We start from the raw sequence: 24,477 nt of genomic DNA on the forward strand, positions 1-24,477 counted from the left end.
ATTTCCTCAAATACAAAGCTACTCTCGCAGGTATTCCAGTATTTGAAGTAGACCCAAAAAACACATCAATAGAATGCTCGATGTGTAGACACATTGACAAAAAGAACAGAAAAACTCAATCAGAGTTCCTCTGTGTCAATTGCGGACATGCTGAAAATGCCGATATTAACGCTTCCAATAATATATCATCCAGGGGTATCTGTCAACTACCCCATTGTCCTCTGTCCTGTTAAATGGAACATAGAAGGACAAGCCACCCTATTCAGAGGGTGGTAGTTGACTCAAGGTATATTGCAGGCCGAAGTGGTGCTGCAAACCTTGACTTGTTCTCGGGGTCATACTCCGGAGCATCTGCAGTATATACCTCGATCGGACATCCGATCTCATTTGCAAGACATTCACCGTTCTCCCTGAGTACGCTTTGCTCATCAAGGTCAAAACCAAGCAACATCTCAAATCTTTCGGTATTCATGTTGGTGATATCCGGGACAAGCTTCTGCACATATTTTGGCACTTCTTTACCATACTGGCGATTTTCAGAATCAGCCATAAGGGTCTTGATAAGTTTGCCGGGGTTAAGGTCTTCATCCTGCAACATCTTCAGAGCAAGTTTGAATGCTTTTGTCTTCCATGAAGGGGATGTGTAAAGCACAGCCTTCTTAGGGGTGAGCTTTGTGACCTTGATTATCTCTTCAATGTCCGACAGTGTATTACAGATAAGTTCCTCAGCAAGCTCTGCATCGTTGTCCACATATTCCGGGCAGAATATAGGATATGGTGCCAGGGATACAAGATCTCCTCCGAGATGTCCCATTGCATGCCAGATCTCCTCGCAGATATGGGGTGTGAATGGTGCCATCAGGCGTACCCATGTATCAAGCACATCATAGAGGACTGCTTTTCCGCCACGCCTCTGGTACCATTTTACATCATTATAGAGCAGGAAATAGGCGTTCTGCAACGCACCTCTGGTCCTGATGGATGTCATATCATTGTTAGTGTCCCTCACGAACTGCTGCAGCCTGCTGAGCATCCAGCGGTCGATGAGGTGCAGCTCACCTTCAATACCAGATTGTGCTCCGGAGTCTATGATCTCCTTTGCCAGTTTGTAGAATCTCTCCATCTGCTTTTTTGCGCTTTCAATCCCTGCATTTCTCCAGTCAGCATCCTGTGTCTGTTCTGCGCTGGAGAGGATGTACATACGCGAAACATCGGCACCATATGTACTTACGGCTTCTTTCATGGTCAGGATGGGTCCTTTTGATTTGCTCATCTTCTGGCCTTCGAGTGACACGAACCCATTTACAGCCAGGGCACGTGGCCATTTCTCCTCCCCGAATATTGCCACATGGTGGAAAAGGAAGAACAACAGGTGGTTTGGAACGAGATCCTTTCCGGATGACCTGAGATCTACCGGGTACCAGTAATCGAAATCTGCCTTTATATTTGCGATGAGTGGTTCATCGAGCCCGGTATCCCCTGCGGTTTTCTGAACTGTGCCCTTCCCGAGCAGAACATAGTCAAAAAGAGATGGTTTCAGTTGTTCAGGCAGGATACCCTGTGAAAAGAACTTATTGGTGATATAGTAGGACATGTAGATGGTAGAATCTCCGAGGGATTCGATAAGCCAGTCCTGGTCAAAGGGCAATCTTGTACCAAGTCCCTTTTTTCTGGCGCATGCCTTGTCCTTGAGCCAGTCGACCTTATTGTTAAACTCTACCCGTATCTCCTCCGGGATTATTTCCATATTCTGTATACATCTGCAAACCTTGTCCTTCCACTCAGGATTGGAATAGTTAAGGAACCACTGTCCTTTAACCATATTCACAACACAGGGCGTTCCACAGCGGCAAACCACAGGTTCGCTGAACTCATAGAAAACCTCTCCAATACTCTTTTCAAGAAGATCCCGGGTAAGCACGTCTTTTATCTTGGCGACAGCAATGCCTGCATACTCTCCTGTATTTTCCTTGAGCACACCGCCATGGAACTCACGTCGGTACACAAGTTTTGTCGCCTCTTCTGCTTTCGGATCTTTCTGATCCTTGACCCCCAGCTGTTCGACAGCATCCACTGCAGGGTATTCTCCGAAATCCTTCACTTCTATCAGGGATATGAATTCTATATCCCTGATATTCTCAGTGATTCCGTATTCTGAAAGGTCTTTATCATATAGGTCCTTGACTGCGAGGTAATCGTAGGGAGCATGTGCCGGTACACTCATGACTATTCCGCTTCCATTGCCACCTTTTACAAAGGATGCGGGCAGTGTGATGACATCTTTTCCTGTCAGCGGGTTCTTAACCCTGATCCCGATGATCGATTCCGGAGGTACGTTCTCTACAAATTCGACTTCCCTGTCGGTGTATGTGAGTTTATTGCAGGCTTCTTTGCTGACTATCCAGAACTCTTCTTTCCCGTCCTTTCTGACCTTTATCTTGACATGTTCTATATCCGGGTTGACCCAGAGATTGGTTACCCCGAAAATTGTTTCTGGTCGCAGGGTGGCACAGGGCAGGATGACTCCGTCGTACTCGAATTTCACAAATGTGTAATCGACTATAGTTGCCTCTTCCCCATACAGGATATCATGGTCCTCAACAGGATTATTATCATTTGGGCACCATTTGACAGGATGTGATCCTTTCACAATAAGGCCTTTTTCATGCAGCAGATTGAACTGCCATTCAATGAACTTCTTATATGTAGGGTCGGTGGTGGTGAACTTTCTGCGCCAGTCAATGGAATATCCGATTGAACGCATTGCAATTTCAGCCTCTACACTGAAGTAGTCCACTATCTTTTCCGGCGTATCCAGTGAGGGCAGGATCTCCTCCGGGATCTTGTGCAGCCTGGAATACACGTCCATTGTCTGCGGGTCCTTGCTGGCGATAAGTTCCGCAAGTCCCACTATGGGGGTCCCGGTAACATGAAAGCCCATGGGGTAAAGCACATTGTAACCCAGCATCCTTCTATGTCTTGCGACCACATCGCCTATCGTGAAGGTCCGGGTGTGTCCGGCGTGTAAATTGCCGTTTAAGTAAGGATAAGGGATGGTTATGAAGAACTTCTCCCTCTCGTCGGGTTCAGGTTCAAAGACCCGGCTTTCATTCCAACGGCTCTGCCATTTTTTTTCCATTACATGCGGATTATAATCCTGTTCCATTGTTCACACCTTCTCACGCCGGTTTTTAATCCCTGCTGAAATTATGATTTGCTTAGTAAAACATGCACTTAGTTTATGCCTTTAACTTTGAAAAGACAATCTTTCTAATATTAGGTTCTTGTGCTGCTAATAATTATCAACCTAAATAAAACAAACGGAAATAAATGCTGTTTTCGTTAGTTAACTGATCTGAATCAAAACAATCCTGAAAAAATATTTTGATGAGCTTTTTACTCTCTCGGATGCAAAGGTTCGCCGCAGCATGGGCACATTATCCTTCCTTCATCACATATGTCACAGGGAACAATTACTTCCATCTCAAAACTGCAGTTTCCACATGAGTAACGGTCTCCCACTTGCATATCACATGATTTGTCCATATGATCTTACCTCCCATATTTAATCTGCTTTCCCGGAAAATATAATTTGCGCAGGTCCACATTGGTCCTTTTCTATAATACCGATATGCTTATCCGGGATAACTCCAATTCCAGCACATGGATTTTAGAGTATTCTGCGGCCATACTGTCATAAAGGATATTCCCGGTTTCCTTAAACAAATATCATCGGTCTCTTCGGAGAACGGGACCATTATCCAGGCTATGAATGCAGGGATGATTGTAGGGGAGAAGCATGTTGCCTTTGCTGTTGAAAAGGCATTGCGTGCAATAGCTAACAAATGTAACGCCGCCAATGATCCGGGCATAGAGATAATGCGGTATGCATCGGGAAAGAGGCAGATCGGGGATGCTTTTTTAATGGGGGTACACGAAGGGGAGATGGACATTGTATTTGTCGTACTGGGTGACCCTGAAAATATATCCTGTTCATTGGCAGAACTGGGAGGGCTCGTATGTAAGAAGGATGTTATCGAATACTCTGCCCGCAAGAGGGAAGCTATTCTCTCTCAGTTCGATATAACAGAGAAAGAGATCGGGGCTGTAGGGGAAGAGATGGTACCCGAACTGGTTCTTGAAAGAGTGGCTCTTGTGGATGTATTGAAATAGGCACCCAGGAGAGCAAAGCCAACATTCTAATATGGAAATTGTTAATACAGGTAGCACCAATCTATTTATGTTGTTATTTATTGAAATCAGGGGAAACGAATTATGACTCATCCGAAAACCGCAGAACATATGATAAACGGCGCAGGACTGATCGAAAACATGCTTCTGCCCAGGTTGTTACATGTTACCGAGGCGGCAGCTATTGCTGCAGCCTATCAGATCGGCCGTGGAGAGAAGAATTTCTGTGACCATGTGTCAGTGGAAGCCATGAGAAGAATGCTGAACTGTCTTGGTATGAAAGGTATCATCAAGATAGGGGAGGGTGAACGTGACGAAGCTCCTATGCTTTATATCGGGGAGCAGGTCGGTACATGGAAAGAGGATATAGAGGTAGATATCGCCGTGGACCCTCTCGAAGGTACTAACCTTGCAGCTAATGGTTTCCCGGGTGCGATCTCCGTGATGGCAATGGCTGAGCGGGGCGGACTTTTCCATGGTCCTGACATATATATGGACAAAATAGTTGTGGGGCCCCAGGTTGTCAGTTATGAGAAAGAGCACCCTGAAGAGATGATTGACCTTGATGCCCCTGTCCGGTACAATCTCGAGATCGTTGCAAAAGCACTGGACAGAAGTGTTGATGAGCTCGTTGTGGTGATCCTGGATAGAAAAAGGCATGACCAGAAGATAAAAGAAATAAGGGAAGCCGGTGCGCGTGTTAATCTGGTAAGTGACGGAGATCTCATGCCTGGTGTTGCCACCGCCGTAAGAGGTTCGGGTGTCCATATGGTACTCGGTTCAGGCGGTTCCGGGGAGGCTGTGCTTACGGCTGCCGCTCTCAAGTGCCTTGGGGGTAAGATACTTGCCCGTCTCGTACTTCCCAGCGTTGCCAACGATAAGTCTGAAGATGAGATCGCAAAGGAAAAGGCAGAGAAGATGTCAAGACTGGAAGGCATGGGGATCACAGAGGATAACATCAATGATGTACTGGACACAGGGCGCCTTGTACCCGGCAATGACGTGATCTTTGCAGCCACGGGTGTGACCTCCGGTTCCGTCCTACGCGGAGTGAACCTTTTCGGGGATGGCGATTCAAGGGTTCACAGCCTTGCAATGGGTACTTCAGGTGTTGTCAAGTTCACAGACACGATCTACATCAATGACAAGGAACGCAATGTATTGCGGTTCCAGTAAATTAAAATAATGAAAGTTCACGTATCCACATACGGATGTTCCGCCAGCCAGGCATCCGCAGAGATCATGAAGGCTGCTATCCGGGACAGGGGTCACTCTATAGTTCCTGAAAAGGATGCCGATGTACTGGTAATTAACACCTGTACTGTTAAGTATACCACAGAGCAGAAGATCCTGCATAAGATCAGGAAAGCAGGTGAACTCGGAAAAGAAGTAGTGGTGTCAGGCTGCATGCCTGAGGTCCAGCTGGATGAAATTCTGGCACAGAATCCGGATGCGCACATACTGGGTGTCAATTCTATCTCAAGGATCGGCATGCTGCTCGATTCGCTCTACAGCGGTCAGAAAAATGCACAGTTTTTCCAGAAAGAACCCGAGGGATTCCAGGATGTGCCACGTATGCGCTTCAATCCCAATATCCACATATGTCAGCTGTCACAGGGGTGTAACTACTCATGCGCTTACTGTATCGTAAGTATTGCCCGGGGACGGCTACGGTCATTTGAACCCCGGGAGATCGTTGCGGATATCAGGAGTGCTGTTTTCGAAGGTTGTCGGGAGATATGGCTGACCTCACAGGATAATGGGCAATACGGAACAGATGGGGATGTACTGCTTCCGGAACTGCTGGATATGATCTGCAGCATACCGGGGGATTTTAAGGTGCGTGTCGGGATGATGAATCCTTTTTCGGTGCTTCCTGTACTTGATGACCTGCTCGATGCCTTTGAGAATGAGAAGGTGTACAAACTGCTGCATCTTCCCGTACAGTCGGCTTCAGACAGTGTCCTTGAGAGAATGAACCGTTATCACAGCATTGAAGAGGCTAACAATGTCATCCGAAGATTCAGGGAAAGATTTGATGACCTGACTCTTTTCACTGATATCATAGTGGGGTACCCGGGAGAGGAGGAAGAGGATTTCAAAAGGACCCTGCGCTGGGTAAAAGAGTTCCGGCCTGATAAGGTGAATATCTCCCGGTATACTCCCCGGCCACTCACAAAGGCTCTGGAATACAGGCAGATAGATTCCCGCATCACTGTCAAAAGGTCAAATGTACTCCATGATGTATGTGAAAAGATGAAACTTGATTCCAAGAATGCTCTTATTGGCCGTGAATTTACTGTTTTTATATCCAAAGAGGCAAAACTAAGGGGTATGATGGCACGTACGGATTCATATCTCCCTGTGGTGATACCTGAATGCGATCAGGATTGCGGGCTTGGACCGGGAATGTCCTGCAGTGTAAGTATATATGATGCAACACCAGGCTACTTCCTGGGAAAAATAGTCACATGATCTGAAGTAGGATTCTCAATTCTCCAATCCGTTTTCCTGCTAGGTCTTATCACTAATCTTTTTATTATAAAGTTTGATAATACCACTTCTGATGATAATACCCAGAAAAGTGAACGGCCGTAAATAGCGATGGCAAGTCCCGTAAGGGTGCCTACTATAATTGCAAGTGAATTGGATATTACAGATTCTTTCTGCAACCAGCTATAAAGGTATGTTTTATTTTCAAGGTAGGCCCTCAAGTGTAATTGATCCCTGTTTATTTAACGTCCATAGATTAATATATACAATTTTATAAATTATGCTAAAATAAATAAATATATAATATATTATTGTGTATTGCTATTTAGTGGAGATATGTGGGGACGTCAGTAAATACATTGAATGTCCGCACAGAATATAGAGTATTTATTAGGGTATCCTGAGAGAATTAGAGTATTCTAAATAAAAAGTGGAGTATAACTTTAGATGTTGTCGATCTGGAGTTAACTATAAATTGTCATCAAGAGTGGTACTAATGCATCCTTCCATTAAAAACGCTTCTAAAAAGAGATCATTGAATAATATTAGGATCTTAATAAGCATTTCGATTATGCTTTCGATCTTGAATCCTGTATCGATCGTGAGCGCAGCATCGGATCCAACCGCATCTGTATCTCCGGAATCACCATTATCTATGTATGTAGGGGATACATCTGATATTTCTATTTCTATAGGAAACTGTAGTAACTGCAGTAACGTAACATCTTTGAACCTGACCCTAAGTTTTAATCATAGTATTCTTGAGTTCATCGGAGCTAATACCAGTAATAATGTTACAGGTAATATTAGCAACATCATCTATAATGATTCTGTTTATATTGAGTTGAATGATATGGATGAACTCAATGCAACTAACCTGACGCCTGTTATTGATATCTCTTTCAAGGCAAACAAAAGCGGGAATACTAGTATTTATTTTAATAACACGCAACTGACTGCCAATTCTGTTTCATATCCTATTTCTAGCTTAGATTATAAAATTGAGATAATAGACAATATGAACAGAGCTCCTGAGTTTGTTGATGTCCCTCCTCAGACAATAAAGCAAAACAAGAACCTCCAGTTTTTGATAAATGCAACTGATCCGGATGAGGATGATCTTAATTATTCAGTGATAAGTGAATTGCCAGAGGGGTCAACATTTGACAACTCTGCCCGTCTGTTTAACTGGACTCCTTCTACTGATCAGGAAGGGCCATATTATGTTAATTTTTCTGTAAGTGATGGGAAATGTTATGTTTATATGGAAGTTCCAATAACAGTAGAAGAAGCATCGACAGATGATGAAAAAACAGCAAGTTCAGGCGGTGGAGGTGGTGGTTCACAGACTACAGGTGAGGCATACGAGAACATCGAGTTCAAGGATTATGCGCTTAAACCTGTGGTAAAGGACATAGAAACAGTATTCAGTTTCGGCATAGAGGACAACAGTATAATATCTGTCAGTTTCACTACGGCTCTCAATGGTGGGCAGACAAAGACCGTTGTTGAAATTCTAAAGGGAACTTCCACTCTTGTTTCCGGGGCTGCGCCGGGGAATGTCTACAAGAACATGAACATATGGGTCGGAGACGGGAAGTTCCTTCCTGAGCTTATGTCCGATGCAAAGGTAGTGTTCAAGGTGGAAAAGAGCTGGATTGATGCCAACGATGTTGATCCTGATTCGATAAAACTGTTAAGGTATTCCGGAAATGCATGGGAGCAGTTACCAACTTCCCTTACCGGCGGGAATGATGTGTACTACTATTATGTTACCAGAACTCCCGGCTTTTCACCGTTTGCTATTGCAAGTGTGGAAGAAGGGATCACAAATGTGGAAGCAAGCGAGGGGGAGACAGAGTCCGTTCAAGGTGACGATGATGTTAAAAACTCCGTGGATGATATGGTAACACCAGAGAACAACATCGCAACTCAGAATGAAAGATCAACAGGAACAACCGTATTGATCCTGGTTCTGCTGGGAGTTGTTTTCATTGGATTGTTGGGATATAATAAGAGAGAATATTGTGAACAGTGTTATGGAAACCTTCGGGCGCAATTTGGTAATCCTGATGGGAAACGCTACAGACGTAGTAAAAAATAGCTATGGATCTTTTTTGAAAGAATGTGCAGGGTGGGGTTTCAGCCCCTGTCCTTTATACATTGATTAAGACTTATTGAACATTGCGAACATTTATATCAATAATATCAATAGTAATCTCCCAGTAATAGCTGGCGCCATATCCAAAAGGGAAGCTTTACAGGTGTTTTAAGCATTATTTATCCATTCTCCTTTTAAAACATAATTCCCGGTCAACACAAGGTCCCGGGAAATTCTGATTCTGAATATAGTTTCTACAGTATTTATCACTGTCAAAACCAAAGCAAATATGTTGGTGGTGTTTATTCAGAATCTTTTTTCATTATTGGATGAACTGAAAGTAAAGCGACAGAAACATCGCATGTTCCAGATACTTTTTGTCTGTTTTATTTGTACCGGTTTACTACTGGTGACATCCGTACCCGTGTTTGCGGATCCTTCTGATAGCGGAAGTGACGGTAACGACGAGAGAGATGATGACGAGGGAGATGATGACGAGAGAGATGATGACGAGAGAGATGATGACGAGAGAGATGATGACGAGAGAGATGATGACGAGAGAGATGATGACGAGAGAGATGATGACGAGAGAGATGATGACGAGAGAGATGATGACGAGAGAGATGATGACGAGAGAGATGATGACGAGAGAGATGATGACGAGAGAGATAATGACGAGAAGGATGATGACAAGAAGGATGATGACAAGAAGGATGATGACAAGAAGGATGATGGCAAGAGAGATGATGACAAGAAGGATGATGGCAAGAGAGATGATGACGAGAGAGATGATGACGAAGGAGATAATGACGAGAGAGATGATGAAGAGGGAGATAATGACGAGAGAGATGATGAAGAGGGAGATAATGACGAGAGAGATGATGAAGAGGGAGATAATGACGAGAGAGATGATAATTCATCTGGTAATGCAGGGTATGAAGGCAGGGAGGATGACCCTAGTGAAGATAATGACTCTTCGGGGGATGACAGTGAACATACTTCGGATGATTCCGGGACTACTGAAGAGAGCAGCAGTAACACTGTAAATACTACTGATCCCGGCAGTAATGATGGCAGTGATACGACGGATACTGCCGGCTCTGAAGATACTACCGGAAATTCCAGCTTCAGTTCCGAAGACTCAGAAAGTACACGTCTCGACCCATACATCGGAACACAGGAGAATTATGAAAACATCGAGGTCACGGATTTCGCCTTCCTGTCTGTTGTTAACGGAGTAGAAGCGATTTTCGAGTTTGACAGAGATCATGCTATTACGTCCGTCAGTTTTGTTCCGCAGGTAAGCGGAGGACAGGTCAAGACAATAGTTGAATCGTTAAAGGGTACATCTGTTTTTGCAAATGAGGCTCCTCCCGGACTGGTTTACAGAAACCTGAATGTGTGGGTGGGGAATGGTCAGTATTCTTCTTACAAATTCACGGAAGCAAAAGTGAACTTCAAAGTCGAAAAACAATGGCTTGAATCCAACAATGTCGGATATGATTCCATCCTGCTGTACAACTATCATAATGAGTGGGGGGCCCTGGCCACAGAAAGGACCGGTGAAGATGATGCATATGTGTATTATACAGCTCAAACCCCGGGATTCTCGCCATTTGCCATAGTGAGTGCAGACGAAAACACAGTTCTTAATTCTCTGGCAGAAGGAGAAGATGATCGATCGGAAGATAATGGAAGCCTTTTCCATGGTGGCTCTTCCGGCGCTGACAATGTGGCCGATACTTCAAACAGTTCCATGTTATCATATGGTCTATTAATACTGGGAATCGGACTTTTCGTACTATGGACAATCGGCTTTGTGGCTATAAAACACAGAATCAATTTTGATGAAATTGGGCCTCAGCTGAGGAATCAGGGTGAAGAAGTATTCAAACGTCTCAAAAAATAGTTTTTAGTGATATCACACTTAAACCAAAATTCGTTATTTCTATGAAGATAGTTCATCTAACATCTTTCCCAATATTTTATCTATAATTGAGACTTAGATGTAGCAAGGGAAATTCAGGGAATATTATGCTTGAGAGAATGTTTGATCCGAATGGTGTGGCAGTGATAGGCGCTTCCAGGAAAGAGGGCAAGGTCGGAAGGGCGGTACTTGAGAACCTGATGGCAAACGGTATTGAGAATATCGTGCCGGTAAACCCCAATGACGGTGAGATACTCGGGCTTCGTGCCTATAAGGGCATCCTTGATGTCCCAAAGGAGAAAAAAGTTGACCTTGCTGTTATTGTGATACCTGCAAAATTTGTACCTGAAGCCATAGACCAGTGTGGAAGGGCAGGTATAGCAAACGTTGTTGTCATATCTGCAGGTTTCAAGGAAGCAGGTGTAGAGGGCGCCCGTCTGGAGAGGGAGTGCCTTGAGATATGCCAGAAATACGGTGTCAGGATGGTAGGTCCAAACTGCCTTGGCATTATTGATACGGGCTCCGGTCTTAATGCAACCTTTGCGGCAAACATGGCACACAAAGGTAATATCGCCTTGATGTCACAATCGGGTGCTATCTGTACGGTGGCTCTTGACTGGGCGGACAGGACCAATGTCGGTTTTTCCAAGTTTGTCAGTCTTGGGAACAAGGCAGACCTGGATGAGAACGATTTCCTGGAGTTCTTTGAGAATGATAACTCAACTGCTGTAATTTCTGCTTATCTGGAAGGGGTTAAGAACGGGCCCGATTTTATAAAGATCGCACAAAGTGTGACCAGGTCCAAACCTGTGATAATTGTAAAATCCGGAAGGACATCTGTAGGTTCCAGGGCGGTGTCTTCCCACACAGGAACCCTTGCAGGCTCTGACGCTGCCTATGATGCAGCTTTCAGGCAAAGCGGGGTCATAAGGGCAGATTCCCTGATAGAGATGCTTGACCTGTCCAGGGCTTTTTCAGCGTATCCTCTGCCGAAGGGAAGGAATATTGCCATCGTCACCAATGCGGGAGGTCTTGGCATACTGACGGCAGATGCATGTTCCAGTGCAGGACTTAACATTGCCTCATTCGAGGAATCAACTATCAATGAGCTGCGAGGTACCTTGCCTCCTGCTGCAAACCTGTATGACCCCGTTGATGTGCTCGGGGATGCCAGTGCGGATGTATATGCGCACGCTCTGGAAACCGTACTTGCGGATAATAACGTGGATGGCATAATTCTTCTTGTTTCACCCCAGGCCATGACAGAAGTGACGGAGATAGCGGAGAAGATAGTTGATATTATCAGGGATTCGGAAAAACCCATTTTATGCAATCTTGCAGGTGGAACACGTGTTTCGGAAGGAGAAGCGACTTTACAAAAGAACGGCATCCCCAATTATCCTTCTCTGGAGCGGGCTGTTACCAGTATGGACGCACTCTGCACATACTATTCGATAAAGGACCGAAAACATTCCTCTCCTCAGCAGATAAGTGTAGACAAAAGCGCTACGGATGCAATAATAAAAGATGCCGTTTCAAATAAGAACCGCATCCTCGGTCTTGAATCCATGGACATACTGTCCTCCTATGGTATAAAGGTAGTCGATTCCCGGATAGTGAAGACACTTCCGGAAGCAGTAGGTGTGTCTGAGGAGATCGGTTACCCGGTTGTAATGAAGATAGTCTCTTCTGATATATCTCACAAGACCGATGTGGGAGGTATACGTCTTAACCTCCGGCATGCGGATGATGTAGAACGTGCTTATAATTCCATGATGTCGGATGTGCATCGTTATATGCCGGAGGCAAGAATAGCGGGTGTACAGGTGCAGAAAATGGTCTCCGGTGGAAAAGAGGTTATCATTGGTATGAACCGGGATCCACAATTTGGTCCTTTGCTCATGTTCGGGCTTGGTGGAACCTATGTGGAGTTCCTGAAGGATGTTTCCTTTTCTGTGGCACCGGTAAGCACCGATGAAGCAAAACACATGGTGTCATCGATAAAAACCTATCCTTTGATTGCAGGTGTCAGAGGAGAGGCGCCTTCAGATATCAATTCGATCATTGATGCGCTTATAAGGATATCACAGCTTGTAACGGACTTCCCTGAGATTCTGGAGTTCGAGATCAATCCTTTGATGGTGATGCAGGATGGTCAGGGTTGTGTCGCAATGGACGTAAGGTTCACTATAGATGTGAAATAAGATGTATCAATATTACAATTCAGGGTTAGTTATTATGAAAATCAGGTTCAAGGGAGCGAGATAATGGCATCGATATTGGTTAGTTCTTCAGAGAAGTTTTCAGGTAAGAGTTCCGTCTGTATGGGACTGGGTAAGATACTCCGTGACAGGGGCCATGTGGTCGGATACATGAAGCCGATAGGAAATCTTCTGATAGACGTTCACGGCTCTCTTACAGATGAGGATGCTGAAGGCATCAAATCAATGCTGGGACTTGATGACCCTACAAAAACGATTACTCCAATCCATCTGACTGACAGTCTGATAGATGATGCACTGATCGGTGTAAAAAAGGATCTTGATGAGAGGCTCATGGAAGCCTATTCGACGATTTCGGAAGGTAAGGATGTTGTCATCATCGAAGGTACGGGGGGTATCGGAGGAGGGGCTATGTACAACCTTTCGGATCCCGAGATCGCATCCAAGATCGGGACCAGAATGCTGCTTGTGACCCGTTTCGATTCCATTTATGCTGTCGACCGCATATTATGCGATCTACGTATAATACAGGACCCGAACATACTTGCAGGTGTTATCCTTAACGAGGTACCAGCAGACATGATGGAGAGGGTTACCGAGCTTGTTGTTCCTTTCCTGGAAAAGAAAGGCATTAAGGTGTTCGGGGTGATTCCCCAGGATAAGACCCTTCGATCGGTACCTATTTCTGAGATCGTTGAAGGTCTGCGCGCAGAGATCCTTGTAGGTACGGAAAGTCTTGAAGAATTTGTCGATAACTATCTTGTAGGGGCCATGGAAGCAGGTTCTGCCATCAAGTACTTCCGAAGATTACCCAACACGGCTGTGATCACAGGTGGTGACAGGGCTGATATACAGATGGCTGCCATTGAAACAAGAGTCAAGTGCCTGATACTGACAGGAAATATGTTGCCCAGCGGCGCTGTCCTTGCAAGCGCAGAAGAAGCAGGTATCCCTGTGATCCTTGTGCGTAGCGATACAATGACCACAATAGAAAGGATGGAGCAACTTATCGGTCATGCTCACATAAAACAACAGGTGAAACTTGACAGGATAGTGGAACTCCTGGAAAGTAATGTTGACCTGAGGTCGATCGCCGCAAGTATGGATCTGGAATTCTGATATATGAGCAGAGAGCTTAATCAGCTCTCATGGGGTCATTTTTAAAGGGTTTCTATATTGTTTCTATATTAGAATTCCCTCATCTTTTTTTTGTCCATTTCCTCTAATAGGTCCTTCGGTTCATTCTATCATCTGAAGAACATCGCACAACTTATTGATGGTGTCTTCTGCTGTTCTCATGCCTTCTTCATCTTCTTCAGCAGGCTTTCTGAGTATGCCTCCGAAATGTCCTCCGTCACCCACCACTATCATGCCATGGATGTGCATCCATTCGTGGATCGACTGGATGGTCTTTTCCTGACCTCCGTTCCTTGACCCTCCGATGGCCATTGCTGCGCCCACCTTGTTGCTTAGCTTAAAACCCTGTCTTCTAAGCAGGACACTCCTGTCACAAAGTGCCTTGAGCTGCGCAGTCATCGTTCCAAAATATACAGGTGATGAGACTATTATACCGTCTGCCTGTAAAAGTTTGTCATATGCCGGCTGCATATCGTCCCCCACAGGACATTTTTCTCCTTTGCCGCAGACTCCACAGGCTGTGCAGGGGGCAATTTGCGATTCTGAGATAAGTACTGTATCTGTTTCAAAACCTCTTTCTTTTGCTATACCAAGCATCTTCTCAATGAGCTTATCATTATTCCCGCCTGCTTTAGGACTTCCTGAAATACCTATGATCTTCATATTATCACCATTGATGATTACAGGTCAACAAATATTAGTTTTTGGATTATCGGTTCATTCACCAAAACGAATGATGGTTGTCTGTATTTATATCACATAAACATATTATGTATATAGAGTCTATATTGCCAAAGATTTACAGGTGACAAATATAGTGGTGATGGAAATTTGACTTCTAGAGATTATCTTACTATCGATGATTTTGACGTGGATGGAAAAACAATCCTTGTGAGAGTGGACCTGAATGTGCCTATGGATCCCGAGGAGAATATCCTTGATGATATGCGAATAAAAAGCCATATACCCACATTAAAGGACCTTGAAGATGCCAGAGTGGTCTTACTTGCGCATCAGAGCAGGGCCGGAAAAAGTGATTTCACAACCATGAAGCCACATGCTAAACGCATGTCGCGATACATGGGAAAAGAGGTGGAGTATGTGGATGACATTTTTGGCAGTCATGCCAGGTCCCGGATATCTTCAATGCAAAAAGGGGATGTCATACTGCTTGAAAATGTCAGGTTCTATGCAGAGGAGAGCCTTAAACGCCCTGCAAAAGAGCATTCCCATACACATATGGTAAAAAAGCTCTCACCTTTGATGGATATATTCCTGAATGACGCCTTTGCGGTGTCTCACAGATCTCAGCTCTCGATCACAGGCTTTACCGAGATCCTGCCAAGCGGAGCCGGAAGGGTCATGGAAAATGAGATCACTTCCCTTGACAGGGGTTTAAAGGGTAGTGAATGTCCCTGCATCTTTGTGCTGGGGGGTGCAAAGGTGGACGATTCGCTGAAGGTTGCCGAGAATGTACTGTCTAACGGAAGTGCAGACAGGGTGCTTCTTACAGGAATTGTGGGAAACGTCATGCTCTCTGCAAACGGAGTCGATATAGGTAAGGTCAACATGGATTTCATAGGATCCCTGGGTTATCTCGATCAGATCGAGCGTGGAAAACAGATACTGGATGAGTTCGACGGAAAGATCGGCCTTCCTATAGATGTTGCTCTTAATGACGATGGGAAAAGGGTTGAGGTCCAGGTTGATGAACTTCCTGCCGACGGCTTCCCGATAAATGACATTGGACTTGAGAGCATTGTAGCTTATTCCAAAGAGATTCGGAATGCGAAGACAGTTGTGCTTAACGGGCCTGCAGGTCTTGCAGAAAAGGATTCCTTTGCACTGGGGACCCATGAGATTATAAAAGCAGCCGTGCACTCAGAGTATTCGATCGCTGGGGGAGGGCATATCTCAGCCGAGATCCGGAACCTGGGTTATGATGACAGGTTCTCTCACCTGAGCACGGGTGGTGGTGCATGTATCGACTATCTTGCAGGTATGACTCTTCCCGGTATTAAATCACTTAAGGATGCTGCCTCGCGATACAGACATAACCAATGAGCTACAAACTCTAATCATGGTCCATAAGGGCCTTGCAAGTTGAAAGGTTTGAAAAACAACCCAAGCTTGCAACAAATGACAGTGATCGGAGTGTGTGTATGGAAGATAAAGCAGTATTGCTTACGGAAGAAGAGGGTAAGACAGCTGTTCATCTTGCAAGGGATGCTATAGAGACATATCTGCGGACAGGTGAAATGATGGATGGTTCGGAGATACAGCTTCCCTCTATATTTGATGAGCCCCGGGGAGTTTTTGTGACCCTTTCCAAGAATGGAGAGCTGAGGGGGTGTATCGGCCATCCGTATGGCGATTCCCCTCTGAAGCATGCGATTACCGATTCCGCTATCTCTGCAGGTTTCAGGGACCCCCGGTTTCCGCCTGTGCGAATCGATGAGATGACCTTCGTTACCATAGAGGTGACCGTCCTGACCCGGCCCGAGCAAATTAATGTGGAACCCAGGGATCTCCCGTCCTCCATTAAGATCGGAAGGCATGGTTTGATAGTCAAGAGTGGTTACAGGCAGGGCCTGCTTCTTCCGCAGGTGGCACCTGAGAACCAGATGGATGAGGTGGAGTTTTTGGGTCATACATGTCTGAAGGCCGGGCTTCCTCCGGATGCCTGGGCCACAGGTGCCGAAGTCTACTGTTTTGAAGGCCAGATATTTTCGGAAAAAGAACCTAATGGAGAAGTCTTTGAAAAAGATATCCGGGAAAAAGCCTGCTTAAAAGAATGATTTCCCGATTTTTCCTTTTTTGCTTTTCACGTTCGATCAAAATAACTACTGTTGTTCTGGTTCCTTCCTTTCTGACCAGTAGGAGGCAAGGAATGAACCGGAGATATTATGCCAGATGCTGAAGAGAGCACCTGGCAATGCTGCAATCGCTGAAAAGTGCTCAATGGCAAGGGCAACACTGAGGCCGGAGTTCTGCATACCTACCTCAAAGGTGATAGTTCTGGACTCTGTCTCACTGAGCCCGATCAGCCGGGAAAGCCCGTAACCGCTTGCCAGTCCCAGCAGGTTATGCAGAATGGTCACGCTCATCACAAGCAGGCCGGCAGATATGACGTTATCCCTGTTCAGTGCCATGATTATAGCTATTATGATCACGATTGTTATTACTGAGATTGCAGGAAAAACATGTCGGAAGCTGTCCGTACGGGTATCCAGAAAAGTGTTCAGCCCGATGCCAAGAGTAACCGGAACTATCACTATCTGCAGGATACTGATCACCATCCCGTATATATCAACGGGAACTGTCTGACCGATATAGAGCCATGTGAGCAGAGGTGTGGCTATAAAAGATAAAAGGGTGGATACCGAGGTCAGTACAATGGAAAGTGCCACATCTCCTCTGGCAAGATAACATATCACATTGGAAGCCGTGCCGCCGGGGCAGGAGCCCAGAAGTACGACACCTGCAGTAAGTTCAGGAGGGAGGGATAATGCTATTGAAATAACAAAACCTATCAAAGGCATCAAGGTATACTGTATAGCAGTTCCGAAAAGTACTACTCCCGGCTTTTTGAGCACGAGCAGGAAATCCCTGGCAGAAAGGGTCATTCCCATGCCGAACATCACTATCCCAAGTAGCAGGGGAATAGCATCTCTGTAAGGGAGGAATATATCCGGATAGAACAATGCAACTACCGAGAGGATTACAGCCCACAGGGGGAACAGAGAAGTGAATCTTTGCAGCATGTTACTCTTCCGTGAAGGATTGGAGTAACGATGCTGCCAATTGTAAAAAATCTATCCTTTGTGCAGATATATTGTTTTCCTGCTAAAGCAAAACCCTGAAGAATTAGGTTATCTGAGAATTCAGCAAAGACTATCTGTTTACCTGAACTCTTCGAGCACTTTCAGGATATTCTCAACATCCCTTTCAAGTTTCTCGACAGACATTTCCATCATGAGATTAACAATACCTTCATCCCCGAAGGTTCGAAAATCGGTCTTAAGTCCGAATACTGGTATACCTTTTGCGTAGGCGTACCCCATCTCCCACGCGGTTCCCGAATCAACGTCGCTGCCACCGTCCAGCACGGCCAGCACTATGTCCGATTGGTCGATACCTTTCACATCATTTATGAATACATTTCTGACCCTGTCCTCAAGTCTACTTGAAAGGTTATCCTCCCCGTCTTCCTGTGGCAGGAATACCTTGTATCCGATCTCTACAAGTCTGTCCCTCAGGTATAGGTTAAAGTCCCTTTCAGCCTTTGAAAAAAGAGGGCCTGCAAGGTATATTTGTTTTTTCCCGTCCATTATTTCTCATCCTTGGAATTTTAGGATACCTAGATAGTCGGTATGGTTAATAATGCTGTTGTGAGCAAGGTGAAAATGATCGTTCTTTTATTCTTCTTGATGAACTATGTTCTCCATCTCATCAAGGAAATCCCCTACAATCGATTCGAGTTTAAGTATCTGCCTGTAGTAGTGGGTAATTATCTCAAGCTCTCTCCGGGATCTCTCCAATCTCTCCTGCTCATATTTCTCGATGATATCGGGCAGCATCTTCTTGGACGGGAGTATCACACTGTCATATTTCATTCTAAGTGCCTGCGCACTGATGGATACCAGGTTTTTATCAAGGAAAAAGAAAGCCTTTTTTGAACCTGGTTTTTGAAACCTTCTCACAATATGGAATTGTGAAAGGCTCTTCATGGCAGTGCTGACTGCAGATAAACTGTATCCTGTCTCTATGGATATCTCTTCGAGTGACATTTCCTCGGTTTCTATGAAAAGAACTCCGACGATCCTTGAGGATATCTCGTCGAACCCTTCTGATCTTAAGTTCTGGGTTATGAGTTCGGTAAATTCTTCTTTCGGGCTTGCCGGATCATGAGGTATCCATGCTACATTTTTAGTCTCTTTCCTGGGGGAGAGCAACGGGCATCGCCGGGTGTTGTTTTCACCTCTTTTATCACCCGGATTTAAAGGTGCTCTTGCTACCTTTTTTCTTTTCTTGTCCACGGATCGCCCTCAATTTAAGATTTGAAGTTTGTCGGAATACGTGAAATACGCGACTTTAACCATAATATCTGTCCCTATGTCGTTCTCTCTAAAAAGTGCCTGGGGTCTGTCAGTTTTCAGCATTTCACAAAAGGTCGTTCCAGATTGCAATTATTCAAGGAAACCCTTCTGTCATTCGTCATTTATCGTTTTCCAGTTATAGTTCAGCCCGGAACCCAGTCTGATGAGCGAGGCAACAAGTATTGCTTCCTCAATTTCCTCATCTGAAATACCGGCATCCTTTGCAAGCTTCTTATTAGTTGAAAAACATTTATCGCAACCAACAGCAACAGCACTTGAGATCGCAAGGAGTTTCTTTGTTCTCCTGTCGATTGCTCCATCTTTCATAATGGCATCCTTCATAGAGGTAAAACCGATCTTCTTGTCGATCTCATCGATCTTTTTCTGATCATGCATTATTTCACCTCCTCCACGTTCTGGAGAAAACCTTCTCCTCTTGGGGAAAGCTGGTACATCGTAGGTTCGCTGTTATCTATTCTGTCAATATAAAGTGCATTCTCCAGCATGTCCACGTGGAACTTTGCCTGTGAGTCGCTGAGGTTCAGCTTTTTCCCTATTTCTTCTATGCATAATGAACAGCCATTGAGCATTTTGAGGATCTTTCTGCGTGTCGGGTTTTGAAGGGTCCTGAGTCCGATGGCATGGTCCTCTGTAGGATTTGCCTTCAGTCTTCCCTCTTTCTCTAATTTGCTCATCCACTCATGTTTTCTTTTTGTAGGATCTTCTCCGGCCATTTTCTTATCTTCCACCTGTATAATATCACTTAAGTTTCAGTATTTACTGAAAATAAAAAAACTTGTAATTATTTATAATTATGGTTGCAGGTATTGCGAAAATACTGCTGGATGAAAGGTCTTTTCAAAGAAAATGCTGAACCATGACCACCAAATCCTTTTATTCCCTCGTGATCAAATTAAAGTAAAGACAGATCAGGGTTATAGCATGTTAAAAGATTCTTCAGGCAGGAGCTTTTGGTGGAGCTTGCTCCTCGTTATAGTGCTGATGTCCATATTTGCTTTCATTGCATACAATTATTTCGGAGTGCGGCCTTCTGTGGGAGTTGACGGAACCGGTGAGATATCCCTCCCGCCAGGATTTGTTATCGAAACATATGCAGATGACCTTGGAAACAGTCTTGTATCCTATCCGGGTCCTGACCCGGGACCTCGCATGCTGTTGCAGCAGAATGGAGTTGTATATGTATCCATACCTAACAGAAATCTGGTAGCTGTGCTGCCGGACAGGGATGGGGATAAAAGGGCTGATGAGGTGGGAGTGTTCATTTCCGGGCTCAACTACCCACATGGACTGGATTACTCCGACGGCTGGTTCTATATCGCAGAAGAGGATCAGGTGATCCGGGTTAGGGATGATGACGGTGACCTGGTCGCAGATGCGAACAGTACCGAGATCCTTATCGATGATATTCCCGGCGGGGGCCATTCAACAAGAACAGTGAAAGTGAATGGCAGTTCACTTTACCTGAGCATAGGTTCCTCATGCAATGTGTGTTACGAGGAGGATGAACGCAGGGCTGCTATCACAAAGTGTGACATTGACGGCAGCAATTGCAGTGTGTTTGCCACCGGGCTGCGAAACTCCGTGGGTATGGTATTCCATCCTGAGACTGGGGAACTCTATGCTACGGACAACGGACGCGACTGGCTTGGCGATGACCTCCCGCCGGATGAGATTAATCTGGTAGAGGAAGGTAACGATTACGGCTGGCCTGTCTGTTACAGTGATAATGTCCGCGATACGGAATTCGATACAAGCATTTCGGATGAGAATGTCTGTGAGAACAAGACACCCAGTCTAGTGGACCTGCAGGCACACTCCGCACCTCTCGGACTTGTTTTCTATGAAGGGGATACATTCCCTGAGGAATATCTGGGCGACCTTTTCGTATGCTATCATGGTTCCTGGAACCGCGAGGAGCCTACAGGGTACAAAATAGTGAACATTGACATGGATACTCTGGTTGTCAATGATTTTGCAACTGACTGGCTGGATGATAACGGAACTGTTATCGGAAGGCCTGTGGATGTTATAGTTGCAGAAGACGGCTCGTTACTGGTAAGTGATGACAATGCCGGGAAGGTATACAGGATATATTATGCCGGATAAGTCTTTATCCGGATGGGCAGTTCCTTACGCACTTAAATACATATACGAGAGGGATAATTAAGTAATATTGACAGTTATCAGGAACTGCGGGGTCATAGCATCAGAGCTGATACAATAGATTCTAACATTGATTTTGCACTTGATATGCCTCAGGGGAACTCTTTTTCGCTTTTGTACGAAACCACTGAAGAATTTATGAGTGTAGTGGCTGCATTTCTGGGTGCCGGTCTGAAAGGGAACGAACGTTGTGTCTGGGCAGTTTCGGGCCAGATAAGCTCAGAAAGTGCGGAAAAGTTCCTGGAGGATGTGGGTATCGATGTAGAATCCTATCTCAGGAGCGGCCAGTTAATGATAATGCCCTGCACGGAATGCTATATTGCAAGTGAAGAACCCTTATCCGAAAGAACTCTCTTGAAATGGGAAGATATATATGATTCAGCTACATCCGAAGGGTACACCGGGCTCCGGATAGTCGATAAATTCACAATAGTGGGAGAGGATTCCTGGAAAAGATTTGCCGATTTCGAGAAAAAAGGTATGGATATCATACGCAGGAAAGACATTGTTGCTTTGTTCGCTTTTCTTCTTGAGGCCCGCACGAGGTCGGAAATACTTGACATCATCAGGACTCATGATGGCACGATAATAAAACAGAATGGCCGGTGGGACCTGCTTCAAAGTTCTTCGGCATGCAAACCACTGATCAAGGAAAAGGTCTTTCCTGAAAATATACTCGAAAACATATGGACAGGCGTCTGGACTGTCGACACACATGACAGAATAGTATACTTTAACAAAGGCATGGAATCAATATCCGGTTTCTCAAAAGAGGAAGTCATCGGACAGAAACTGGCAAGGTTCGTGCCAAGGCAAATAGATAAAGATGAACCGAGTTTCATCGAACTTTTCAGGATGGCAAAAGAGAAGCTTCGTCCTAAAACGTATGATGTTTTCCCTTTCATAAAACCGGACGGGCAGTACATCTACCATAGCGGGGTTTTGCTCCCTCTGACGGATGCAGATGGTTCATACGCTGGAATGATGGGCACTATTGGTAAGATATTCGATCAAAAGATCAGTCATAAAACATTAAGGGATAAATTCAGATCCTTCGAGAAACTGGAGGATATTTACAGGAAGAGTCCTGTTGTTGCTGTTCTCTGGCGTGCTGAAAAGGACTGGCCGATAGAGTTCATTTCTGAGAATATTACCCAGTTTGGTTATACGCCGGAAGATTTCATATCAGGCAAGCTTGTATACGGGGATATAGTCCACCCGGAAGATATCGATCTCTTGCGAACCTCCGTTGAACAGCTTGAGATCGAGAAGAAGTTTTATTTTTCAAAAGAATACCGCCTGCTGACAAGTTCCGGAGAGACAAGATGGGTCACGGAGAGGTCCTATCTCATAAAAGATGAGAAAGGAGGACCTGCATACTATCAGGGTATCATAATAGATATCACAGAGCGAAAAAAAGCTGAAGAGGCTGTACTTGAAGCCGAGAAGAAGTACCGTATGATCTTTGAGAACTCTCCTCTTGGTATATTCCATTTCAATGAAAAAGGTACGATCACTCACTGTAATGATAAATACCTTGAAATAATAGGCCTTGAGAAAAAAGAGGACATCCTGGGTTTCAACATGGTCACATGTATAAAGGATGAAAGGATGAAAAAGGCTGTTCAAGATGCTCTTTCAAGGAAGACAGGGCATTTCGAAGGGGAATACCATACCGTTATCAGTGGTATTTCCGTATTGATAAAAGGTGATTTCAGTCCGAGCATCTCCGAAGATGGAAAACTGCTGGGCGGGATTGGTATCTTTGAGGATATCTCGGGGCGCAAAAAAGCTGAAGAGGCATTGCATCTGGATGAGTCAAGGCTCGAAACCCTTCTTAAGCTTACTCAGATGACAAACCGGTCATTAAAGGAAATAGCTGATTTCGTGCAGGAAGAGGCTGTGAGGCTTACCCAGAGCAAGATGGGATATCTCGCGTTCCTGAAAGAAGAGGGAACGGTCCTCAGTATATATTCCTGGTCAAGGAACGTAATGCTGGACTGCGATGTGGAGGAAAGGAAGTTCGATTATCTGCTTGAATCAACTGGACTCTGGGGAGAACCGGTCCGCCAGAAACGTCCTGTTATTGTCAACGATTACGAGAACTATAAAGAGTTCAAACAGGGGTACCCCAAAGGTCACATCAGGATGAAGCGTTACATGAGCGTTCCCATAGTTGACGGTGAAAGAGTAGTCGGTGTGGCAGGTGTTGGAAACAAGAGGAATCCGTACGATCAGGCCGATGTAAGACAATTGACCCTGCTCATGGAAGGAATGTGGCAGATCATGGAGCAAAAAAAGACAGAGGACACCCTCCGGGAGTTTACTTCTGAACTTGCCCATGTGAACAGGGAACTTTCCAGGGCCAATGCCGAGCTCTCGAAAGCAAACGAGGATCTGAAGTCCCTGGACCGGATGAAGGATGAGTTCCTGTCAAACGTAAGTCACGAATTCAAGACTCCCCTGACATCCATACAGGGGTACAGCCAGCTTATATCTGACGGTACTCTCGGTCCTGTGAATGAGCAGCAGAAAAAGGCGGTTGATACAGTGGTCCGTAATTCCGAACGTCTCCGCAAACTTGTGGATTCTCTGCTATATCTCAGCAGGGCACAGGCGGGGAAGCTCTCTTATTCCTTCGATGAGATCATGATATCTGAGATCATCAATGATTCTATACAGGACCTGGCTTTACAGGCTGAGAAAAAAGATATCACTATCAAAATGGATATTTCGGAAGACCTGCCTTCAATAAGAGGTGACAGGGATAAACTGACGGATGTGCTTATAAATCTGATAGACAATGCGATCAAGTTCACTCCAAAGGGCGGAAAGATAGGTGTCGGTGCGTATGTGGATGATAGTTCTATCCATGTATCTGTAAGTGATTCTGGCATTGGTATTCCCGAAGACAAGATATCAAGTCTGTTCAAACGGTTCTATCAGGTAGATTCATCGGTAAGACGCAGGTACGGTGGAACAGGCCTTGGTCTTTATATATGCAAAAAAATAGTTGAGGACCATGGTGGGAATATCTGGGCTGAGAGCATCGAAGGAGAGGGAAGCACGTTCCATTTCCGTCTGCCTCTGAAACAGTGATCTTCAGATATGTAGTGGCTTTTG

General features: G+C 45.0%; 20 protein-coding genes. 12 read left to right on the top strand and 8 right to left on the bottom strand.

What is annotated here, in order from left to right; all coding sequences use genetic code 11:
• On the top strand, positions 1–233 hold a 233-nt coding region (locus CUN85_RS08820; RefSeq protein WP_167848840.1), incomplete at its 5' end, for a zinc ribbon domain-containing protein.
• A 29-nt stretch (positions 234–262) separates the two neighbouring features.
• On the opposite strand, the gene leuS is transcribed toward CUN85_RS08820, so the two are convergent.
• Together leuS and CUN85_RS13000 are read right to left on the bottom strand one after the other, a co-directional pair.
• Complete coding sequence (gene leuS, locus CUN85_RS08825) at positions 263–3,166, bottom strand: leucine--tRNA ligase (protein ID WP_135389964.1); 2,904 nt, start codon at positions 3,164–3,166, stop codon at positions 263–265.
• A 230-nt stretch (positions 3,167–3,396) separates the two neighbouring features.
• Positions 3,397–3,546: a hypothetical protein gene (locus CUN85_RS13000; protein ID WP_167848841.1), complete on the bottom strand. Its 150-nt coding sequence runs from the start codon at positions 3,544–3,546 to the stop codon at positions 3,397–3,399.
• A gap of 117 nt (positions 3,547–3,663) precedes the next feature.
• Here CUN85_RS13000 and cgi121 point away from each other — a divergent pair, with 117 nt between their 5' ends.
• The 7 genes from cgi121 to CUN85_RS08860 all read left to right on the top strand — a co-directional run bounded on the left by cgi121 (position 3,664) and on the right by CUN85_RS08860 (position 14,053).
• Entirely contained in the window at positions 3,664–4,173 is a 510-nt protein-coding gene (gene cgi121, locus CUN85_RS08830) for a KEOPS complex subunit Cgi121 (RefSeq protein ID WP_135389965.1), read from the top strand.
• Between the two features lie 102 nt (positions 4,174–4,275).
• Positions 4,276–5,367 carry a class II fructose-bisphosphatase gene (glpX, locus tag CUN85_RS08835; protein WP_135389966.1) on the top strand — a complete coding sequence of 364 codons (1,092 nt, stop codon included), beginning with the start codon at positions 4,276–4,278 and terminating at the stop codon, positions 5,365–5,367.
• A 9-nt stretch (positions 5,368–5,376) separates the two neighbouring features.
• Entirely contained in the window at positions 5,377–6,666 is a 1,290-nt protein-coding gene (locus tag CUN85_RS08840; RefSeq protein ID WP_135389967.1) for a tRNA (N(6)-L-threonylcarbamoyladenosine(37)-C(2))-methylthiotransferase, read from the top strand.
• Between the two features lie 589 nt (positions 6,667–7,255).
• Positions 7,256–8,788, top strand: coding sequence for a PGF-pre-PGF domain-containing protein (locus CUN85_RS08845; protein WP_167848842.1), 1,533 nt, complete (start codon positions 7,256–7,258; stop codon positions 8,786–8,788).
• Between the two features lie 322 nt (positions 8,789–9,110).
• Positions 9,111–10,694 carry a PGF-pre-PGF domain-containing protein gene (locus CUN85_RS08850; protein ID WP_167848843.1) on the top strand — a complete coding sequence of 528 codons (1,584 nt, stop codon included), beginning with the start codon at positions 9,111–9,113 and terminating at the stop codon, positions 10,692–10,694.
• A 125-nt stretch (positions 10,695–10,819) separates the two neighbouring features.
• Positions 10,820–12,916, top strand: a complete 2,097-nt coding sequence (gene acs / locus CUN85_RS08855) for an acetate--CoA ligase alpha subunit (protein ID WP_135389970.1) — start codon at positions 10,820–10,822, stop codon at positions 12,914–12,916.
• A gap of 63 nt (positions 12,917–12,979) precedes the next feature.
• Entirely contained in the window at positions 12,980–14,053 is a 1,074-nt protein-coding gene (locus tag CUN85_RS08860) for a phosphotransacetylase family protein (RefSeq protein WP_135389971.1), read from the top strand.
• A gap of 120 nt (positions 14,054–14,173) precedes the next feature.
• Here the strand turns inward: CUN85_RS08860 and CUN85_RS08865 are convergent, their stop codons facing one another.
• Positions 14,174–14,734, bottom strand: a complete 561-nt coding sequence (locus tag CUN85_RS08865) for a flavodoxin family protein (RefSeq protein ID WP_135389972.1) — start codon at positions 14,732–14,734, stop codon at positions 14,174–14,176.
• Between the two features lie 168 nt (positions 14,735–14,902).
• Between CUN85_RS08865 and CUN85_RS08870 the strand changes: the two genes are divergently transcribed.
• Both CUN85_RS08870 and CUN85_RS08875 read left to right on the top strand, forming a co-directional pair.
• Complete coding sequence (locus tag CUN85_RS08870) at positions 14,903–16,135, top strand: phosphoglycerate kinase (RefSeq protein ID WP_135389973.1); 1,233 nt, start codon at positions 14,903–14,905, stop codon at positions 16,133–16,135.
• Positions 16,136–16,251: 116 nt separating this feature from the next.
• A complete protein-coding gene (locus CUN85_RS08875) occupies positions 16,252–16,869 on the top strand; it encodes a TIGR00296 family protein (RefSeq protein WP_167848847.1) in 618 nt (205 codons plus the stop codon).
• A gap of 45 nt (positions 16,870–16,914) precedes the next feature.
• Here the strand turns inward: CUN85_RS08875 and CUN85_RS08880 are convergent, their stop codons facing one another.
• The 5 genes from CUN85_RS08880 to CUN85_RS08900 all read right to left on the bottom strand — a co-directional run bounded on the left by CUN85_RS08880 (position 16,915) and on the right by CUN85_RS08900 (position 19,904).
• Positions 16,915–17,835 carry a bile acid:sodium symporter family protein gene (locus CUN85_RS08880; RefSeq protein WP_135389975.1) on the bottom strand — a complete coding sequence of 307 codons (921 nt, stop codon included), beginning with the start codon at positions 17,833–17,835 and terminating at the stop codon, positions 16,915–16,917.
• 138 nt (positions 17,836–17,973) lie between these two features.
• Positions 17,974–18,402: a nucleoside 2-deoxyribosyltransferase gene (locus CUN85_RS08885; RefSeq protein WP_135389976.1), complete on the bottom strand. Its 429-nt coding sequence runs from the start codon at positions 18,400–18,402 to the stop codon at positions 17,974–17,976.
• 87 nt (positions 18,403–18,489) lie between these two features.
• Complete coding sequence (locus CUN85_RS08890; protein ID WP_135389977.1) at positions 18,490–19,110, bottom strand: GbsR/MarR family transcriptional regulator; 621 nt, start codon at positions 19,108–19,110, stop codon at positions 18,490–18,492.
• 171 nt (positions 19,111–19,281) lie between these two features.
• Positions 19,282–19,566, bottom strand: a complete 285-nt coding sequence (locus tag CUN85_RS08895; RefSeq protein WP_135389978.1) for a carboxymuconolactone decarboxylase family protein — start codon at positions 19,564–19,566, stop codon at positions 19,282–19,284.
• Positions 19,566–19,904 (bottom strand): winged helix-turn-helix domain-containing protein, encoded by a 339-nt coding sequence (locus CUN85_RS08900; protein WP_135389979.1) that lies wholly within the window; start codon positions 19,902–19,904, stop codon positions 19,566–19,568. Before CUN85_RS08900 ends, CUN85_RS08895 begins: the two co-directional genes overlap by 1 nt.
• Positions 19,905–20,112: 208 nt before the next feature.
• Between CUN85_RS08900 and CUN85_RS08905 the strand changes: the two genes are divergently transcribed.
• Complete coding sequence (locus CUN85_RS08905; RefSeq protein ID WP_167848844.1) at positions 20,113–21,297, top strand: PQQ-dependent sugar dehydrogenase; 1,185 nt, start codon at positions 20,113–20,115, stop codon at positions 21,295–21,297.
• A gap of 144 nt (positions 21,298–21,441) precedes the next feature.
• Complete coding sequence (locus CUN85_RS08910) at positions 21,442–24,453, top strand: PAS domain S-box protein (RefSeq protein ID WP_135389981.1); 3,012 nt, start codon at positions 21,442–21,444, stop codon at positions 24,451–24,453.
• Positions 24,454–24,477 lie beyond the last annotated feature (24 nt).

Origin of the sequence: Methanolobus halotolerans (genome assembly GCF_004745425.1) — an archaeon.
GTDB classification, from domain to species: domain Archaea; phylum Halobacteriota; class Methanosarcinia; order Methanosarcinales; family Methanosarcinaceae; genus Methanolobus; species Methanolobus halotolerans.

Bases quoted from the DNA above. Each gene is read 5' to 3' on its own strand.
- leuS (WP_135389964.1), bottom strand. From the start codon at position 3,166: ATGGAACAGGATTATAATCCGCATGTAATGGAAAAAAAATGGCAGAGC.
- CUN85_RS13000 (WP_167848841.1), bottom strand. From the start codon at position 3,546: ATGGACAAATCATGTGATATGCAAGTGGGAGACCGTTACTCATGTGGA.
- cgi121 (WP_135389965.1), top strand. From the start codon at position 3,664: ATGGATTTTAGAGTATTCTGCGGCCATACTGTCATAAAGGATATTCCC.
- glpX (WP_135389966.1), top strand. From the start codon at position 4,276: ATGACTCATCCGAAAACCGCAGAACATATGATAAACGGCGCAGGACTG.
- CUN85_RS08840 (WP_135389967.1), top strand. From the start codon at position 5,377: ATGAAAGTTCACGTATCCACATACGGATGTTCCGCCAGCCAGGCATCC.
- CUN85_RS08845 (WP_167848842.1), top strand. From the start codon at position 7,256: ATGCTTTCGATCTTGAATCCTGTATCGATCGTGAGCGCAGCATCGGAT.
- acs (WP_135389970.1), top strand. From the start codon at position 10,820: ATGCTTGAGAGAATGTTTGATCCGAATGGTGTGGCAGTGATAGGCGCT.
- CUN85_RS08860 (WP_135389971.1), top strand. From the start codon at position 12,980: ATGGCATCGATATTGGTTAGTTCTTCAGAGAAGTTTTCAGGTAAGAGT.
- CUN85_RS08865 (WP_135389972.1), bottom strand. From the start codon at position 14,734: ATGAAGATCATAGGTATTTCAGGAAGTCCTAAAGCAGGCGGGAATAAT.
- CUN85_RS08880 (WP_135389975.1), bottom strand. From the start codon at position 17,835: ATGCTGCAAAGATTCACTTCTCTGTTCCCCCTGTGGGCTGTAATCCTC.
- CUN85_RS08885 (WP_135389976.1), bottom strand. From the start codon at position 18,402: ATGGACGGGAAAAAACAAATATACCTTGCAGGCCCTCTTTTTTCAAAG.
- CUN85_RS08895 (WP_135389978.1), bottom strand. From the start codon at position 19,566: ATGCATGATCAGAAAAAGATCGATGAGATCGACAAGAAGATCGGTTTT.
- CUN85_RS08900 (WP_135389979.1), bottom strand. From the start codon at position 19,904: ATGGCCGGAGAAGATCCTACAAAAAGAAAACATGAGTGGATGAGCAAA.
- CUN85_RS08905 (WP_167848844.1), top strand. From the start codon at position 20,113: ATGTTAAAAGATTCTTCAGGCAGGAGCTTTTGGTGGAGCTTGCTCCTC.
- CUN85_RS08910 (WP_135389981.1), top strand. From the start codon at position 21,442: ATGCCTCAGGGGAACTCTTTTTCGCTTTTGTACGAAACCACTGAAGAA.